This is a genomic window from uncultured Roseobacter sp., from assembly GCF_947495025.1.
In the GTDB taxonomy this organism is placed as follows: domain Bacteria; phylum Pseudomonadota; class Alphaproteobacteria; order Rhodobacterales; family Rhodobacteraceae; genus Roseobacter.
Genome location: NZ_CANLXG010000002.1, coordinates 489,378 through 506,282 on the forward strand (window position 1 = coordinate 489,378; position 16,905 = coordinate 506,282).

The 16,905-nt window shown below is 59.6% G+C and carries 14 protein-coding genes and 1 other RNA gene; 6 read left to right on the forward strand and 9 right to left on the reverse strand.

Annotated elements, in window-relative coordinates:
• The first annotated feature begins 43 nt into the window (after nt 1–43).
• A complete protein-coding gene (locus Q0792_RS10515; protein ID WP_298839917.1) occupies nt 44–883 on the forward strand; it encodes a universal stress protein in 840 nt (279 codons plus the stop codon).
• Nucleotides 884–903: 20 nt separating this feature from the next.
• Here Q0792_RS10515 and fnrL read toward each other — a convergent pair whose 3' ends face one another.
• Entirely contained in the window at nt 904–1,647 is a 744-nt protein-coding gene (gene fnrL, locus Q0792_RS10520) for a transcriptional regulator FnrL (protein WP_298839918.1), read from the reverse strand.
• 64 nt (nt 1,648–1,711) lie between these two features.
• Here fnrL and hemN point away from each other — a divergent pair, with 64 nt between their 5' ends.
• A complete protein-coding gene (gene hemN / locus Q0792_RS10525; RefSeq protein ID WP_298839919.1) occupies nt 1,712–3,067 on the forward strand; it encodes an oxygen-independent coproporphyrinogen III oxidase in 1,356 nt (451 codons plus the stop codon).
• Between the two features lie 3 nt (nt 3,068–3,070).
• Here hemN and Q0792_RS10530 read toward each other — a convergent pair whose 3' ends face one another.
• The 5 genes from Q0792_RS10530 to Q0792_RS10550 form a co-directional block, all read right to left on the reverse strand.
• Complete coding sequence (locus Q0792_RS10530; protein ID WP_298839920.1) at nt 3,071–4,651, reverse strand: ABC transporter ATP-binding protein; 1,581 nt, start codon at nt 4,649–4,651, stop codon at nt 3,071–3,073.
• A complete protein-coding gene (locus Q0792_RS10535; protein WP_298839921.1) occupies nt 4,648–5,754 on the reverse strand; it encodes an ABC transporter permease in 1,107 nt (368 codons plus the stop codon). The genes Q0792_RS10530 and Q0792_RS10535 overlap by 4 nt, the downstream gene beginning before the upstream one ends.
• Nucleotides 5,754–6,842, reverse strand: a complete 1,089-nt coding sequence (locus Q0792_RS10540) for a microcin C ABC transporter permease YejB (RefSeq protein WP_298839922.1) — start codon at nt 6,840–6,842, stop codon at nt 5,754–5,756. Before Q0792_RS10540 ends, Q0792_RS10535 begins: the two co-directional genes overlap by 1 nt.
• A 4-nt stretch (nt 6,843–6,846) precedes the next feature.
• Complete coding sequence (locus Q0792_RS10545; protein WP_298841838.1) at nt 6,847–8,652, reverse strand: extracellular solute-binding protein; 1,806 nt, start codon at nt 8,650–8,652, stop codon at nt 6,847–6,849.
• 309 nt (nt 8,653–8,961) lie between these two features.
• The gene (locus tag Q0792_RS10550; protein ID WP_298841841.1) at nt 8,962–9,465 is read right to left on the reverse strand and encodes a cytochrome c family protein; all 504 of its coding nucleotides are present in this window, start codon (nt 9,463–9,465) and stop codon (nt 8,962–8,964) included.
• A gap of 120 nt (nt 9,466–9,585) precedes the next feature.
• Between Q0792_RS10550 and Q0792_RS10555 the strand changes: the two genes are divergently transcribed.
• A complete protein-coding gene (locus Q0792_RS10555) occupies nt 9,586–10,431 on the forward strand; it encodes a prephenate dehydratase (protein ID WP_298839923.1) in 846 nt (281 codons plus the stop codon).
• 15 nt (nt 10,432–10,446) lie between these two features.
• On the opposite strand, the gene Q0792_RS10560 is transcribed toward Q0792_RS10555, so the two are convergent.
• Together Q0792_RS10560 and nudC are read right to left on the reverse strand one after the other, a co-directional pair.
• Nucleotides 10,447–10,920, reverse strand: a complete 474-nt coding sequence (locus Q0792_RS10560) for an SRPBCC family protein (protein ID WP_298839924.1) — start codon at nt 10,918–10,920, stop codon at nt 10,447–10,449.
• Between the two features lie 39 nt (nt 10,921–10,959).
• Entirely contained in the window at nt 10,960–11,928 is a 969-nt protein-coding gene (nudC, locus tag Q0792_RS10565) for an NAD(+) diphosphatase (protein WP_298839925.1), read from the reverse strand.
• 143 nt (nt 11,929–12,071) lie between these two features.
• Between nudC and Q0792_RS10570 the strand changes: the two genes are divergently transcribed.
• Entirely contained in the window at nt 12,072–13,958 is a 1,887-nt protein-coding gene (locus Q0792_RS10570) for a 5'-nucleotidase C-terminal domain-containing protein (RefSeq protein ID WP_298839926.1), read from the forward strand.
• 43 nt (nt 13,959–14,001) lie between these two features.
• Nucleotides 14,002–14,100, forward strand: an RNA gene (gene ffs, locus Q0792_RS10575) — signal recognition particle sRNA small type.
• Between the two features lie 33 nt (nt 14,101–14,133).
• Here the strand turns inward: ffs and Q0792_RS10580 are convergent.
• Nucleotides 14,134–14,979: a neutral zinc metallopeptidase gene (locus Q0792_RS10580; RefSeq protein ID WP_298839927.1), complete on the reverse strand. Its 846-nt coding sequence runs from the start codon at nt 14,977–14,979 to the stop codon at nt 14,134–14,136.
• Between the two features lie 161 nt (nt 14,980–15,140).
• Between Q0792_RS10580 and Q0792_RS10585 the strand changes: the two genes are divergently transcribed.
• Nucleotides 15,141–16,904, forward strand: coding sequence for a DNA polymerase III subunit gamma/tau (locus Q0792_RS10585; RefSeq protein WP_298839928.1), 1,764 nt, complete (start codon nt 15,141–15,143; stop codon nt 16,902–16,904).
• Nucleotide 16,905: the final 1 nt, after the last annotated feature.

Consider the following 16,905-nt stretch of genomic DNA (forward strand, 5'->3'; position numbering starts at 1 on the left):
TTCGCATCACGCAATGCTCCGGGAAAACAGAAAGGATGCGGCAATGGCTTTCAAAACACTTCTGACGGTTCTTACGGCGCCCGATATGGACGCGTCAGCTCTCGGGCCGGCAATCACGCTGGCACAGGGTTACGACGCGCATCTCGAAGTCATCTGTCTTGGACTGGACAGGTCTCATGCCTCGTATTACGAGCTCGGCGCCAATGCGACGGTCATGCAGGCTGCCATAGAAAATGCGCATGAAAAGGCCGAGGCAATCCGTGTCGCAGCAGTGGCGGAACTGGAGCGCTCGGACGCGCGCTGGGATGCATCTGATGCCGTTTCGATGGGCAATGATGCAGGCCGGGCGGTTGTATCTGCGGGCCGTTTCGCGGATATGGCCGTACTGCCTCTGCCTTATGGTGACAGTGTGCAGCCCGAAGACAGTGCGGTGCTGGAGGCGTTGCTGATAGAAGCACGTTGTCCGACCCTTGTTGTCCCCGCAGGCATGACCCCCGATCCGGCGCCGGAGAGCGTGGTCATAGGCTGGAACGAAAGCCCGGAGGCCCTGCGCGCAGTCCGTGCCGCGTTGCCGGTGCTTCAGACTGCGGCCAGTGTGCATATCGCCATCATTGACCCGCCGCCACACGGCAGCGACCGGTCTGATCCCGGCGGCGCGCTTGCAACTTTTCTGTCACGACATGGCGTTCACTGTGACATCCAGGTAATGTCAGGCAGTGGCGGCAGTGTCAGTGAAAGACTGGCCAGACATGTTCAGGAAACCGGCGCCGGACTGCTCGTGATGGGGGGATACGGGCATTCCAGGTTCCGTGAGGCCATTCTCGGCGGCGCCACCCGCAACATGCTGGAAAATGCGAAAGTCCCGGTCCTGATGATGCACTGAACAAAGATCCTCTGCCCGTATCAGACGGGCAGGCCGCCATCGCTGTCGTCGCCGGCTTCTTCCAGCAGGCGGCTCATGTCAGGCACAATGATGTGCCGTTTGCCATCGAGAACAATAATGCCGTCCTTCTTCAGAGCGGACATCTGCCGGCTCACCGTCTCAAGGGTAAGGCCCAGATAATCTGACATCGCCTCGCGCGTCAGCATCAGATCAAAAGAGATCGCACCGGTATCTGCCGCTTCGTCCAGTTCGGCAATCCGCCGCGCGATAATCGCCAGAAGGCTGGCAATTTTTTCGCGGGCGGTCTTACGCCCCAGCACCAGCATCCACTCGCGGGCCGCATCCAGTTCGTCCAGCGTCATTTCAAGCAGGCGATGCGCGATGTGAGGTGTCGAGGCTATCAGCTGCTCGAACGGTTTGCGCCGGAAGCAGCACATCACCACATCGCTCGCCGCCGTGACGGTATAGCTTGCCGTTTCACGCTGTGGTCTGCCGACAAAATCAGACGGCAGCAAAAGACCAACCATCTGCCGCCTTCCGTCCTCCATTGTCTGGGTCAGCGTGGCGACGCCTGACACGACCGAAGCCACAAAATCCATGCGGTCTCCGGCCCACATAATGGTCTGACCAGCTGAAAAACTGCGGTAGTTCTTGATCTCTTCCAGCTTACGCAACTCGTCGGTTTCACACCGCGCGCAAACGGCCCTGTGCCGGATGGGACAGTCATTGCAATCCTTGAGGTCTGGCGCAAGCGTCCGCGTCATTCAAAGCTTCCTGTTTTTGATCTGTGTCAAGGCGAACTGACACAATACACCCTATGGGTGCAGTATGCACACGATCTCCAGATTAGCAAAGCTCGGACTCTTCGATACGAAAGTTCCCCGCTATACCAGCTACCCCACCGCACCCCGGTTTTCGGATGCCGTGGGACCGTCGCAGATGGGCGACTGGATCTCTGCGATCCGGCCAGGCTCATCCATTTCTCTCTATCTGCATATCCCGTTTTGCCGAAGGTTATGCTGGTTTTGCGCCTGTCGGACCCAGGGCACGAAAACCGACAGTCCGGTCGCTGCGTATCTTGAGACGCTGAAGGCAGAACTGGAGCTGCTGGCTCGTCGCCTGCCGGAGGGTGTTACACTCGGTCGCATGCACTGGGGCGGTGGTACACCGACACTGCTGCAACCAGGCATGATTTCAGAGCTGGCAGGTCGAATCGCGGACGTTCTGCCGCTGGCACAGGGCGCCGAGTTCTCAGTAGAAGTTGATCCGAATGAGATTGATCAGCCGCGTGTGGACGCTCTTGCCGCAGCCGGAATGAACCGGGCTTCAGTCGGCGTGCAGGACTTTGATGACGAGGTTCAGAACACGATCGGACGCATTCAGGGGTTTGAGGCCACACGGGATGCCGCAGACATGCTCCGCGCTGCGGGCATCCGGTCACTCAATGCCGATATTCTTTTCGGGCTGCCGCACCAGGACTGCGGACGCATTGCAGCCACCGTGCAGAAACTGCTGACGCTCAGCCCTGACCGTGTTGCTCTCTATGGGTACGCGCATGTGCCATGGATGGCACGCCGCCAGTCATTGATCCCCTCGGACGCCCTTCCGCAACCCGAAGAACGTCTCGCTCTGTTTGAAACCGCCCGCCAGCTTTTCGAGTGGGACGGCTACGAACAGATCGGAATAGATCATTTCGCGCTTCCGGGCGACGGGCTGGCGATCGCCGCAAAGTCCGGCCGGTTACGGCGCAATTTCCAGGGCTATACCGATGAGGCATCCGAAACACTCGTCGGGCTTGGCGCGTCGTCTATTTCACGTTTTCCGCAGGGATACACGCAGAACGACCCCGGAACCTCGGCGCATACCAGAGAGATCAGGGAAGGCCGTTTCAGCACCGTGAGGGGCCATCAGTTCACCGCTGAAGACCACCTGAGATCCCGCATCATCGAGGCCATCATGTGTGATTTCGAGGTGCTCAGAGAAGACCTGCATACGCAGTTCCCGGATGCTGTCTCGCTGGCGGACGATCTGTTGTCGGGAGCGGCCGGACAATTTGGAGATACGGTTCGCCTGACGGACGCGGGTCTGAGGATTGCGGAGGATGCGCGTCCGCTGACGCGGATCATCGCGCGTTATTTCGACGCGTATGATATGTCCGAGCAGGCCCATGCATCGGCGATCTGAACGTCAGGTTGCGGCCTGCAGAAGGGTCCGCGTATAGGTGTCTTCGGGCGCGTCGAATATCCGGTCGACCGGCCCGGCTTCTATGACATCGCCACGCTTCATCACCATGACCTGATGGGACATGGCGCGCACGACCTTGAGGTCGTGACTGATAAAGATGTAGGCGAGCCCGTATTTTTTCTGCAACCCACGCAACAGGTCAACAATCTGGACCTGAACGGTCATATCCAGTGCTGACGTCGGCTCATCCAGCACCAGCAGGCGCGGGCGCAATACCATCGCGCGGGCAATCGCGATGCGCTGGCGCTGACCACCGGAAAACTCATGCGGATACCGGTCCATGGTCGCAGGATCGAGGCCCACCTCGTTCATGACCTCATGCACCAGCTCGCGCGGAGCACGGTCAGGATCTACTTTGTGGATCGACAGGCCCTCTGAAATAATCTGCGCGCATGTCATACGCGGGCTGAGCGAACCGAACGGATCCTGGAATACAATCTGCATATCTTTTCGCAGACTGCGCAACTCGCGCGTTGACCATTTTCGCACATCACGCCCCATAAAGGTGATGCCACCTTCAGATGAAATAAGCCGCATAATGGCCAGGGCCGCCGTGGTCTTGCCCGACCCGCTTTCCCCGACGATCCCGATGGTCTCACCCGCCCGCACGGTCAGGTTCGCGTCGTTTACCGCTTTGACATGGCCGACAGTGCGGCGCAGCAGACCCTGCTGGATCGGGAACCATATTTTCAGGTTTTCGGTCTGTGCAATTACCTCGGCATTCTCGGGCACAGGTTCCGGTTTTCCCGAAGGTTCTGCACTCAGGAGCTTGATGGTATAGGGATGTGCGGGCGCTGCGAAAATCTCTGCCGTGGGGCCCGCTTCGACGATTTCGCCATGCTGCATAACGCAGACCCTGTCTGCGATCCGGCGCACAATACCAAGGTCATGGGTGATAAACAGCAAACCCATTCCAAGGCGGTCCTTGAGGTCTTTCAGCAGATCCAGAATCTGCGCCTGAATGGTTACATCCAGAGCCGTTGTCGGTTCGTCCGCAATCAGAACATCCGGGCCATTTGCCAGCGCCATGGCAATCATGACGCGCTGGCGCTGGCCTCCGGACAGCTGGTGCGGATAGCTTGACAGGCGCGTTTCCGCGTCCTGGATACCGACCTGCTCCAGCAGCTCCAGAATGCGCGCCCTTGCCTCGGCACCGGCCAGCCCCTGATGCAGTGCAATGCTCTCGCCCAGCTGCTTTTCGATTGTGTGCAGCGGGTTGAGCGAGGTCATCGGCTCCTGGAAAATAAAGCTGATATCATTGCCCCGCACCTTGCGCAGCAATGCCTCATCAGCACCGATCATCTGCTGTCCGTCGTATGTGACAGAACCGGAGACCTCCGCACTCTCGCCCAGCAGCGAAACTGTGGAAAGCGCCGATACCGATTTGCCGGACCCGGACTCGCCCACCAGCGCAACAGTTTCCCCGCGTTCGACTGCAAAGCTCACGCCTTTGACGGCCTCAGTGACACGTCCATCCTGGCGGAACCCGACGCGCAGGTTTCTGACTTCAAGCAGCGCGCTCATGAAAAGGTCTTTCGCGGATCAAAGGCATCACGGATACCTTCGAAGATGAACACCAGCAGCGACAGCATGATCGCAAAGGTGAAAAAGGCGGTGAACGCAAGCCAGGGTGCCTGCAGGTTCTGCTTGGCCTGCAGGGTCAGCTCGCCCAGCGAGGGCGCCGAGGACGGCAGCCCGAAACCGAGGAAATCAAGAATGGCCAGCGTCGAGATCGTACCAGTAATGATAAAGGGCAGCATCGTCAGCATTGCCACCATCGCATTCGGCAGCATATGGCGGAACATGATGGTCACGTTGGACACGCCCAGTGCACGGGCAGCGCGCACATACTCAAGATTGCGCGCGCGCAGGAACTCGGCACGCACCACGCCAACCAGAGATGTCCAGCTGAACAGCACCAGCAGGAAGACCAGCAGCCAGAAACTTCGCCCCAGAATAGCGAACATAATAATGATCACATAAAGCGAAGGCGTCGAGGACCAGATTTCGATGATCCGCTGAAAGATCAGGTCAGTTTTGCCACCGAAAAAGCCCTGGACCGCGCCTGCTATGATTCCGATCAGACTGGACAGCCCCGTCACCACGAGGGTGAAAAAGATAGACAGACGGAACCCATGGATTACCCGTGCCAGCACATCACGTTTGGTGCCATCGGTCCCCAGAAGGTTCTCGCCATTCGGCGGCAGCGGCGCCGCACCCGGACGGTCAACCGCCGTGTCATAGGAATAGGGGATCAACGGCCATATCGCCCAGCCTTTTTCAATCGACTCGCCTTCGATCACACCGTCTTCTGCATCTTCAAGATATCCTTCGGGATCATCAAAACAAAGATCCAGACCGCCTGTCGCGATCAGGCATTTTACTTCCGGATCCCGGTAGACAGCCTCCGTCTGGAAATCGCCACCAAAGGCAGTCTCGGGATAGAAGTTCCATATCGGCGTGTAGTAGTCCCCGCGGTACTGCACGAGGATCGGCTTGTCATAGGCAATAAACTCAGCAAAGAGCGACAGGCCAAACAGGATACTGAATATCCACAGGGACCAGTATGCGCGCCTGTTTCGCCTGAAGTTGCGCCAGCGACGCTGGTTCAGCGGAGACAGAGCCATCAGCCTTCTCTCCGCTCGAAGTCGATGCGCGGATCCACCAGCACGTACATCAGATCGGACAGGATCCCGACGATCAGGCCGATAAGGCCAAAAATGAAAAGGGTGCCGAAAACAATCGGGTAATCGCGCGCTACGGCGGCTTCAAAACCAAGCCGCCCCAGGCCGTCGAGGCTGAAAATCGTCTCGATTATCAGAGATCCTCCAAAGAAAACTCCGATGAATACGGCCGGGAAACCTGCAATGACAATCAGCATCGCATTGCGGAACACGTGGCCATAGAGCACACGCGATTCCGACAGGCCCTTGGCCCTGGCCGTCATTACATAGTGCTTTTTTATCTCGTCGAGAAAACTGTTTTTGGTCAGCAGGGTCAGTGTCGCAAAGGCGGAAATGGTCGAGGCAAGAACCGGCAGTGTGATGTGCCAGAAATAGTCCGCAACCTTGCCCAGTGTGGACAACTCGTCAAAATTGTCGCTGGTCAACCCCCGAAGCGGGAATATCTGCCAGTAGGAACCACCCGCAAAGAGAACCAGCAGAAGAATCGCAAACAGAAAGCCTGGGATCGCATAGGCCGCAATAATGGCACCGGACGTCCATGTGTCGAACCGCGACCCGTCGCGGACAGCCTTTCGGATACCCAGCGGAATGGACACCAGATAGGCAATCAGCGTCGACCACAGACCTAGGGTAATGGAAACAGGCAGCTTTTCCTTGATCAGGTCTATGACGGATATGGACCTGAAGTAGCTCTCACCGAAATCAAAGCGCATGTAGTTCCAGATCATGTTCAGAAACCGCTCGACAGGTGGCTTGTCGAAACCGAACTCGGCCTCGAGTTCGGCGATGAATTCCGGCGGGAGGCCACGGGCACCGATATACTGCGAGTCGTTACTGCTCAGATCAGCAGCACCTGCGTCGTTGTTGGTACCCGAGAACCCTTCGAACACATCACCGCCGCCCTGGATACGGGCGATAGCCTGTTCAACTGGCCCGCCGGGGACAAACTGCACCAGCGCGAAGTTGATCAGCATGATCCCCAGCAGCGTCGGGATGATCAGCAGAAGTCTTCTGACAATATAGGCGCCCATGGGCTTACCTCAGCGCCCCGGCAGCGCGCAGGGCGTCTGCTTTTTCCTGGTTGTACCACCAGAAATCCAGCGTACCGAGCGAATAGGCGGGGATCTCCTCGGGATGTTCATACTGGTCGTAATAGGCAACCCAGTGGCTGGGATTATACCACACTGGAATCATGATGAATTCGTACCGCAGCGCCCGGTCCAGCGCCATCAGGCTGGCCTGTTCTTCCTCGCGCGTGGTCGCATTCAGAGACCGGTTAATGATCTCGTCAACGAGCGGGCTGGCCAGACCCGCCGGGTTAAACAGGCTGAACTGTGCGGCCTCGGACCCATAGCGCTGCATCAGGCCGGTTCCGGTCCCGAGAAACGCACCATAGGAATCAAATACCAGATCATAGTCCCTGTCGCGCTCCCGCGTGGTATACTGCGCTGCATCGACCTTCTCGAAGGTGATGTCGATGCCGAGCGTTTTTACGTTGGCGACAAAATTCTCCATCACCGCGCTCAGCGTTGGCGACGTGGCACTGTTAAAAAGAAAGTTCAGCGTCAGCTTGTTGCCATCTGCGTTGCGGCGGATGCCATCATCACCGACGCCCCAGCCCGCGTCATCGAGCATACGCATGGCCTGACGCGCATTGCGCCGGTCAAGCAGGCGTTCGGCCCTGGACGTATGCGGCTCGATGACCGGTTCGGTCAGCATCTGCGCCGGCACCGGATCGCCGAGCGACTCCAGAAACGCCAGTTCCGGCCCTTCAGGCAGTCCGGTTGCCATCAGCGGGGTGTCCTGCGTGAACGAGGCACGCTGCCGGAACAGGCCATACTGCAGGCTCTCGTTTGTCCATTCGAAATTGAAGGCCAGCGCGATGGCCTGGCGCACCCGGCGGTCCTTGAGGTTGTCGCGACCAAGATTGAAAACGATGCCCGAAGGTGTTGGCGGCGACCCGTTGGGCAACTCGCTGGTCACAACGAGGCCTTCCCGCTGTTTGGGAAAGTCGTACCCGGTGGCCCATTTTTTGGAGTCGCCTTCCGAGCGGAAGGTGTATTCGCCGGCCTTGAAGGCTTCAAAAGCGGCGGTATCGTCTCCGAAATATTCGATGCGGATGATGTCGAAGTTGTTGCGGCCAACGTTGAATGCGAGGTCACGCCCCCAGTAGTCGGGGTTGCGTTTGTAGACGATACGCCGGTTTACATCGACGCTGTCGATCATGTAGGGGCCGGAACCTGGCGAGACGTCAAGACGGCTTTCGTCCAGACCATATCCGGTCTCCTCGTACCACTTCTTTGACCACGCCGGCACAAAGCCGACCTGATCAATCAGACTGCGCCGGGAAATGCCTTCGGTGAAGAAAAACTTGATCGTGTGGTCGTCGATAACCTCGACCTTTGGGATACGCTGACGCACAGCATCCGCATAGGATTTGAGGCCTTCATCGAGCAACAGGTTGTGGCTGAAAGCAATGTCATGTGCGGTTACCGGAGAGCCATCCGAGAAACGGGCCTCTTTGCGCATATGGAAAATAACCCAGTCCTTGCTTTCCGGATACTCCACCCTTTCGCAGAGCAGGCAGTAGGATTCGCCGTAGACATCCGCTGGTGCCGAGGCGTTGCCCGTTCCGTCACCCAGCAGGCTCTCATACATTATTGATGACAGCGCGCCTGCGCGGCCCTTGCGGGTATAGGGGTGCATGGAGTCGAATGTTCCGACCACGCTGAGCGCGATTTCTCCGCCCTTGGGCGCATCGGGATTGACATAACTGAAATGGGTGTAGTCAGCCGGATAAGTCAGATCGCCATAAAAAGAGTAGCCGTGACTGACGATCATATTGTCCTGAGCTTTTGCAATGCCGGCGTACAGAAGTGCGCATACGAGGGTCAGGATGCCGAGGCCGGTCGTCAGTGTGTCGGCGGGCGAACATACGGATCTGGCTCGGCTCCGGGCGGCATTCATACGGAAATTCCTCCTGTTTCTGGCCGGGTTCTCCGGCTCATCTGCTCAGATGTAAGCTAAAGGGACTGCAGGCCAAGATACAAGTTGCGAAAATGTGATCCGCCGGCCAGAAGCCCCTGGCGCCAACAAAAAAGGCCGCCTGCAGTACAGCAAGCGGCCACTTTGGTTAACAGAGCGTTAAAATCAGTCGTCCAGGCTGTCCAGATACGCGATCACATCGGCCCGGTCTTCGACCTTCTTCAGGCCGGCAAAGCTCATGGATGTGCCAGGTGCGTAGGACGAGGGACGCTCCAGGAAGCCACTCAGATTTTCAGCCGACCAGTCGCCGTCCATGGATGCCAGCGTGTCAGAGTAAGCGAACCCGTCAACTGCGCCCTTGTCACGACCAACAACGCCATAAAGGTGCGGACCCGTTCCGTTCGCGCCGTCTTCCAGCTTGTGGCAGGCAGAGCATTTGCGGAAGACCTTTGCGCCATCCTCGACGCTGGCGGATGCCAGAACGGTCGCGAAGTCCACTTCTTCGACCTCGGCAACGTCTTCACCGCTTTCCACTTCGATGACATAGGCCGCTTCGCCGTGGGCATCGACGTGATACAGTTCCTCAGCGGCCCATTTGCCCAGAAGGAACACAAGAAGCGCACCGCAGATGCCGCCGGCCGCTTTGGTAAAGGTCATTGTGTCGAGCATTGCATTCAGATCCATTGCTTATGTTTGACGCGGTATCTATTGCTTCCCCTTCCCCGTGGCAAGGTGTAGTTACCGCGACCAAACGACCACTTTCAGAAGATTTTGTTCAAGGACGACCCGATGACCGCCGATGCCACAGCCCGGATAGCCTTTCAGGGGGAGCCGGGGGCCTACAGTCACGAGGCCTGCCGCGCGGCCCGGCCGGACATGACCCCCGTGCCCTGCCGCACATTTGAAGATGCTATCGAGGCCGTGCGCCGGGGCGAGGCCGAACTCGCCATGCTGCCGGTGGAAAACTCAACCTACGGGCGCGTCGCAGATATCCATTCACTGCTGCCCAGCTCTGGTCTGCATATCATCGAGGAGGCCTTTGTGCGCGTGCGGATCAACCTGCTGGCACTGCCCGGCACCAGGCTGGAAGATGTCCGCAGCGCAAAGAGCCACACTGTGCTGCTTGGTCAGTGCCGCAACTTTCTGACCGAAAACAGTATCAGCCGTATCACCGGCGCGGACACCGCCGGCTCAGCCAGAGAGGTTGCAGAAGCGGGTGATCCGACGGTTGCCGCGCTTGCCAGCGAACTGGCTGGCGAGATCTATGGCCTCGACGTACTGGCACGGCATATCGAAGACGAGGGTAACAATACCACACGGTTCCTGCTCATGTCGCCAGACGCGGACTATTCCAGGCGCGGGTCGCACGGGATGATCACCAGCTTTGTCTTTCAGGTGCGCAACATACCGGCAGCACTCTACAAGGCGATGGGTGGTTTTGCGACAAACGGGATCAACATGACCAAACTGGAAAGCTACATGGTCGGCGGATCGTTTACTGCGACCCAGTTCTATGCCGACATCGACGGGCATCCGGATGATCCGGCCGTCCGCCGCGCCATGGAAGAACTCGATTACTTCACCAATATGGTGGAGATACTGGGTGTCTACCCGGCCGAGAATGTGCGGACCTGACATTCGGCGCCGGGATCAGCCCGTCTGCCCGGTGGCAAACCGGCTTTCCATGCCACGCACATGTTCGGCCACCCGTGCCTGATATTTTTCCATAAGAGAGGTCCTGGTCAGCTTCAGTGACTGCACGAGCAGACGTGCGGCCAGCGTGCGCGGACGCAGTTCGATACCCGCCGTCAGACGCGTTTTCCCGGGTGTCAGACCCGACAGCTCAAAGGTAACCTCCCCATCGAGCCCGGGCGATGAGATATCCAGCACTATGTCTTCGGGTCGCCGCAGTTCGGTCAGTTGCAGACTCACTTCGCGCGGCTTACCGCGCAGCGTGAATTCTGCCTGCCATGTCATGCCCGTTTCGGGACCGGAAAGTGCGTCGGTCCGCCGGACAACTGCGCCCCGCTTTTCGGCCGCCCTCTCAAAACTTTCGAAATCGCAGAGCGCGTCAAACACGGCATCGGCCGGCATCGCAATATCTTCCTGCGTCGAAAACTTCATCGATCTCGCTCCGGACTGGTTCCGGGTTCCAGTTTCCCGTCAATCCAGCCTGTCCGCAAGCCAGTTCTCCAGCAGAAAGTGCGCAATCGCCCCCTTTCGGGCGGGCAGCATGAACGGATGCTCGCCTGCAAAAGCCTGTGTCATCTCCTCGCGGCTGACCCAAATGGCATCTTCAATTTCCATCGGGTCGACGGTAATCTGCTCGCTTGTTGCTTCTCCGGCACATCCGAACATCAGAGAGGCCGGAAACGGCCAGGGCTGGCTGGCCAGGTAACCGACCTGCCCGACATGTACACCTGTTTCCTCAAAGACTTCGCGGCGCACGGCAGCCTCGAGCGTTTCTCCCGGTTCCACAAAGCCCGCAAGCAACGAATACATTCCTTCCGGCCAGCCCGGTGACCGCCCCATGAGGACAGAGTTTCCGCGGGTGATCAGCATGATGACGACGGGGTCTGTGCGTGGGAAATGCGCCGCACGGCAACCAGTGCACCGCCGTTGCCATCCTCCCTGCGCCACTTCTGAACGATCACCGCATCTGGCGCAGAACCGGTGGGTTTCGTGCCAGCCCAGTATCGCCTTGCCCGTGGCCGCCAGTTCGGCGTCGCGCGGCGTGAGCCATGTCATAACACGGCGCAGTTCGGCGAAGGCCGCCTCTGCCGGCAGGTCCGGGTGCCGTTGTTCGGTCGGATCGAGAAAACCACCCAGCTGATCCGGCTCAAGCCCGTCCGGCTCCCAGGCGGATATGTCAAAAGCGAACCGCGCTGCTCCGTCCTCGCGCCCGAGGAAAACAGGCGCATCCCCGGCAAGTTCGAGCACCATGTGATCCATCGGCAACCGCAACAGAAACGCAGGCTTTTCCATGTTGAGCAGAGGTTTGCCCCGCCAGAAGACGATTGCGCGGGCCGCCGGATCTGACGCCAGAGTGTCCAGTGCTTCCCGGTCATCCCGGATTTCGCCCGCACGGTCGAGGCCCGATCCGCCAAAAGTTACAGTTTCAGCTATACGCATATTCAGACCCCGGTTCAGTTCAGAGCCGCTACATGCACGGTTTTGCGGACAAAATTCAAAAGGAAAATGATTCCGGAAGCTGGACATTCCAACCCACGCATGATCTGGTTTGCAAGTGCTCACGCAATGGTTGTTTTTCTGAAATGCACCCGGAGGCATCTGCAATACCCAATCGCCAATCTTCTCCGGCCGCTCCGTACACAGCCCGGATAACAGTGCTCGCGACCAGCGATCTGCACATGCAACTGACCGATTTCGATTATGCGCGTGACACTCCGGGCAGCGGCCACAGCCTTGCCAGGCTGGCCCGTGTCATCCGGCGGGAACGGGCAGGCGCGGATGCAGAAAACAGCACATGCCTTTTGTTTGACAATGGCGACACGCTTCAGGGAACGCCGCTCGCCGGCTATTTCGCCCGGCATCCCGAGTCGACAGATAACCCGATGGCCGCATGCATGAATGCTCTGGCCTATGATGCCGCAGGTCTGGGCAATCACGACTTTGATCACGGATTACCAGCGCTGCGACGGGGTCTGGAGGGGTTCAGCATGCCCGTTCTGGGGGCAAATACGATCTGTGCGGCGCTTCCGATGCTCCGAAGATCTGCTGTGCTGGAACGTGAGCTGCGATGCTCTGACGGTAATGTCCGCGTCGTAAATATCGGTGTTACGTCCGCTGTACCGGCGCAAACGATGAACTGGAACCGTCATCACCTGTCAGATCACGCCGAGATTACACCCCCTTTGCCGGCCCTGGCCCTGGAAGTCGCCGCACTGCGCCGTGCCGGGGCAGATGTTGTAATCGTACTCGCCCATATGGGTATTCCGCTCTACGATGAAGGCAGATCCCCACAGAACGAGCTGGCACAGGTCGCGCAGATGCCCGGTGTTGATGCTGTGATCGGCGGGCACACACACCTGACGTTTCCCGGCAGGGATCATGCAGGTGTTGCCGGCGTCGATGCCGAAAACGGCAGGATAGGTGACACGCCGGTTATCATGCCGGGCGCGTCAGCGTCCTGTCTCGGACGCATCCGCCTGACGCTGGAACGTGACCCCGAAGCGGGCCGGTGGTCGGTTGCGTCTTCAGACAGCGCCCTGCTGCATCCGGAGCCGGTGGACGCCCCTGATCCGGAAATCGCGGCTCTGGTAACCCCGGCGCATAATGCGACCCGCCTGCACCTGAATGAGCACGTGGGGGAACTCGCCGGACCGATGCACAGCTACTTCGCCCTGGCCTGCCCGAGTCCGGTGCCCGCGCTCATTGCGGCCACCAAGCGACATGTGATTGCAACCGCTGTGCAGGGAACCGAACTTGCCGAGCTCCCGTTGCTTTCTGTTGGCTCCACAGCCGCGACCGGGGGATTTGACGGACCAGGAAATTTTATCAGTCTGTCCAGCGGTCCGATTATGCGGCGGCACATCGCCGGACTCACCCCTTACGCCAACCAGATATGGGCCGTCCGGACCAACGGGGCGCGTCTGATCGACTGGCTGGAACGTTCCGCACTGATTTTCAGCACGCTGGAACCGGACCGGCCTGACCAGCCACTGGTGGACGTCAATATTCCGGGGTTTCGCTTTGATTCCATTTATGGGCTGGAATACGAGATAGATCCGTCGCGGCCACCCGCTTATGACCCATCCGGTCAGCGCAGGCCCGGCGAGGCTGGCAGGATCCTGAACGTGACCTGGCAGGGGCGCCCGCTGGACCCGGACCAGGAATTTCTGGTCGCAACGACGGATCACAGGACCGGTGGTGGTGGTGCGCTCAAACCTTTTGCGGACGAGGATATCGCTTTCCGCGGACATGCACCCATGGATGAAGGCCTCGTGGAATACCTCAGATCACCGGACTGTCACGAAGTGCGCGATACTGTTCCGTGGAAATTCCGGACGCCCGGAGGTTGCGCCGCGATCCTTCTGACTGCACCAGATGCTCTGCAGCATCTGGATGAGATTTCTGCCTATGCCCCGGAGAGCTGCGGAACCAGTGCTGACGGCTTCGCACGCGTGCGGCTGCATCTGTGACGCACGGCCTTGCAGACTGCGGGGTCTTTGCCTATATCAGCCGCGAGAGGTTGGCGCGGGTAAGCGCCTCGCCAACCCGGTCAGGTCCGGAAGGAAGCAGCCGTAACGAGCCCCGCTTGGGTCGTTGTCCAGCCTCTCACCACCTCACGCAGCAACGATGCACTGCCGGTATGTCTTACAGACTGCGTGCTGAGAATGTATCGCACTCTGCCATCAGCCCACTGTCAAAGCCCCGTTCAAACCAGCGCGCGCGCTGATCCGATGTGCCGTGCGTGAAGGTATGCGGTTGTGGTACGCGCCCCGCCTGACGTTGCAGGTGGTCGTCACCGATCATTCGGGCTGCGTTCAGAGCTTCGGCGAGGTCACCGCGTTCCATCAGTCCCTGAACCGAACGTGCCCAGACGCCGGACAGACAATCGGCCTGAAGTTCCAGACGGACAGTCAGCGCATTTGCCTGTTCGGTTGAAGCAGACGCACGCATCTGACTGACCTGGCCGAGGATACCCAGCTCGTTCTGGACGTGATGGGCAACTTCGTGCGCTATCACATAAGCGGCTGCGAAATCTCCGCCTGCTCCGAGCTGCTGCTCCAGCTGCCGGAAAAACTGTGTATCAAGATAGGCCATCCGGTCGGCAGGGCAGTAAAACGGGCCGGTCGCACCCGAAGCGCCGCCACACCCGCTTTGTGTGACCCCGGAAAAAATGACCAGCTGTGGCGGCATGTACTGCCGGCCCGCCTGTTCGGCAAAAATACGGGTCCAGACGTCTTCGGTCGTTGTAAGCACCTTTGATGCAAAAATGACAGTTGCCTCATCCTCCTGGGAAACGTCGCGGCTCTGTTCTGCAGGCATCGGCTCCCCCGTCAGCAGGGGCGACACATCAATGCCCGTAAAATATCCCAGCGCCAGCACAGCAAGAATGCCGAATACACCCAGGCCGCCGGCCCTGCCACGCCGGCCAGATCCCCGCGCGCCGCTGCGCACTCTGACGTTTCTGCTGGATCGGATTCCTTTTAAACGCATACTCACACCTCCCACACGTGCGGCCATTGTGTACGCCAGCGGGCTCCGGACACAACAGTTTCGTCGGTTCCGCCATTTCCGGTGGTGCCAGCCGTGTTTACGTCCGGCCCCTCAGCACTTACGCTGTCCGGGTTCTGCGAATCTTGCCGACAGGGGCCCGAATGTCCGACGAAACCAAACCCGAATACCAGGTCCTCGCGCGCAAGTACCGGCCCGAGACCTTTGCGGATCTGGTGGGTCAGGACGCGATGGTCCGGACCCTGCGAAATGCCTTTGAGGCAGACCGGATCGCGCAGGCCTTTGTCATGACAGGAATCCGGGGAACGGGCAAAACGACCACCGCCCGGATTATCGCCAAAGGGATGAACTGCATCGGAACAGATGGCACCGGCGGGCCGACGACCGAACCCTGCGGAACCTGTGAGCACTGCGTGGCGATTATGGAAGGCCGCCATGTCGACGTCATGGAGATGGATGCTGCCTCTAATACCGGCGTTGCGAATATCCGCGAAATCATCGACTCGGTGCATTACCGGGCGGCGTCTGCCCGCTACAAAGTGTACATCATCGACGAAGTTCACATGCTGTCGACCGGTGCTTTCAACGCGTTGCTCAAGACACTGGAAGAGCCGCCGGCACACGTCAAATTCATCTTTGCGACCACAGAAATCCGCAAAGTGCCCGTAACCGTGCTGTCGCGCTGCCAGCGCTTTGACCTGCGCCGGATAGAACCCGAGGTCATGATCGCCCTGATGCGGAAAATCGCAGGCTCAGAACAGGCGGAAATCACCGATGATGCGCTGGCGCTGATCGCGCGGGCGGCGGAAGGATCGGCCAGGGATGCAACATCCCTGCTGGACCAGGCGATCAGCCACGGGGCGGGTGAGACCTCGGCAGACCAGGTGCGTTCCATGCTGGGGCTTGCCGACCGCGGCCGGGTCCTGGACCTCTTTGACCTCATTCTCAGAGGCGATGCCGCCGGCGCCCTGACCGAACTCTCGGCGCAATATGCCGAAGGCGCTGATCCGATGGCAGTGCTGCGCGATCTGGCAGAGATCACGCACTGGGTTTCCGTCGTGAAAATCACTCCGGAGGCGGCCGAGGACCCGACGGTTTCACCGGATGAAAGATCGCGCGGACTGACCATGGCCGGGGCCCTGCCGATGCGGGTGCTGACGCGCCTCTGGCAGATGCTGCTCAAAGCCCTCGACGAGGTGGGGAGCGCGCCAAACGCAATGATGGCGGCAGAGATGGCGATCATCCGGCTGACACATGTGGCCGACCTGCCCTCACCCGAAGAGCTGGTACGCAGGCTGCAGGGAGCGACACCCCCGCCGGCGTCGTCGGGTGGCCCCGGCGGGAGCCCCGTGCAGAGCACAGGCGCGCGGGCCGCGGGCGGGGGCGCTCCGGCTGTCGCCGGAGCGCGGCACAGCACCGGCAGCAGCAATGGTACGGTAACGGCCCGCGCTCCGGACGCAGATGCCGCGCTGGCACGCTTTCCCACATTCAGCCATGTTGTCGAACTCATTCGCGCCAACCGCGATGTAAAACTGCTTGTTGAGGTCGAAAACTGCCTGCGTCTTGGCGCATACCAGCCGGGACGGATTGAATTCACGCCGACCGACAGTGCGCCCCGCGATCTGGCACAGCGCCTGGGCCAGCGCCTGCAGCACTGGACCGGAAACCGCTGGGCGGTCACGATTGTCGGGGACGCCAATGCAGAAACAATCGCGGAAATCCGTGATGCGGGCGACCTGGCACTGCGCGCGCAGGCGCGCGAACACCCGCTGATGCAGGCCGTACTCGCACAGTTTCCGGGTGCCTCGATAACCAGCATCCGGACGCAGGAGCAGATTGCGGCAGAGGCCGTAAGTGAGGCCTTGCCGGAGGTCGAGGACGAATGGGACCCTTTCGAGGACGACTGAC

Excerpts from the sequence above, each read along its gene's own strand:
- nudC (WP_298839925.1), bottom strand. The coding sequence starts at position 11,928 with ATGCGTATAGCTGAAACTGTAACTTTTGGCGGATCGGGCCTCGACCGT.
- Q0792_RS10515 (WP_298839917.1), top strand. The coding sequence starts at position 44 with ATGGCTTTCAAAACACTTCTGACGGTTCTTACGGCGCCCGATATGGAC.
- Q0792_RS10570 (WP_298839926.1), top strand. The coding sequence starts at position 12,072 with ATGCACCCGGAGGCATCTGCAATACCCAATCGCCAATCTTCTCCGGCC.
- Q0792_RS10580 (WP_298839927.1), bottom strand. The coding sequence starts at position 14,979 with ATGCGTTTAAAAGGAATCCGATCCAGCAGAAACGTCAGAGTGCGCAGC.
- Q0792_RS10540 (WP_298839922.1), bottom strand. The coding sequence starts at position 6,842 with ATGGGCGCCTATATTGTCAGAAGACTTCTGCTGATCATCCCGACGCTG.
- Q0792_RS10585 (WP_298839928.1), top strand. The coding sequence starts at position 15,141 with ATGTCCGACGAAACCAAACCCGAATACCAGGTCCTCGCGCGCAAGTAC.
- Q0792_RS10530 (WP_298839920.1), bottom strand. The coding sequence starts at position 4,651 with ATGAGCGCGCTGCTTGAAGTCAGAAACCTGCGCGTCGGGTTCCGCCAG.
- Q0792_RS10560 (WP_298839924.1), bottom strand. The coding sequence starts at position 10,920 with ATGAAGTTTTCGACGCAGGAAGATATTGCGATGCCGGCCGATGCCGTG.
- Q0792_RS10550 (WP_298841841.1), bottom strand. The coding sequence starts at position 9,465 with ATGCTCGACACAATGACCTTTACCAAAGCGGCCGGCGGCATCTGCGGT.
- fnrL (WP_298839918.1), bottom strand. The coding sequence starts at position 1,647 with ATGACGCGGACGCTTGCGCCAGACCTCAAGGATTGCAATGACTGTCCC.
- Q0792_RS10555 (WP_298839923.1), top strand. The coding sequence starts at position 9,586 with ATGACCGCCGATGCCACAGCCCGGATAGCCTTTCAGGGGGAGCCGGGG.
- Q0792_RS10545 (WP_298841838.1), bottom strand. The coding sequence starts at position 8,652 with ATGATCGTCAGTCACGGCTACTCTTTTTATGGCGATCTGACTTATCCG.
- Q0792_RS10535 (WP_298839921.1), bottom strand. The coding sequence starts at position 5,754 with ATGGCTCTGTCTCCGCTGAACCAGCGTCGCTGGCGCAACTTCAGGCGA.
- hemN (WP_298839919.1), top strand. The coding sequence starts at position 1,712 with ATGCACACGATCTCCAGATTAGCAAAGCTCGGACTCTTCGATACGAAA.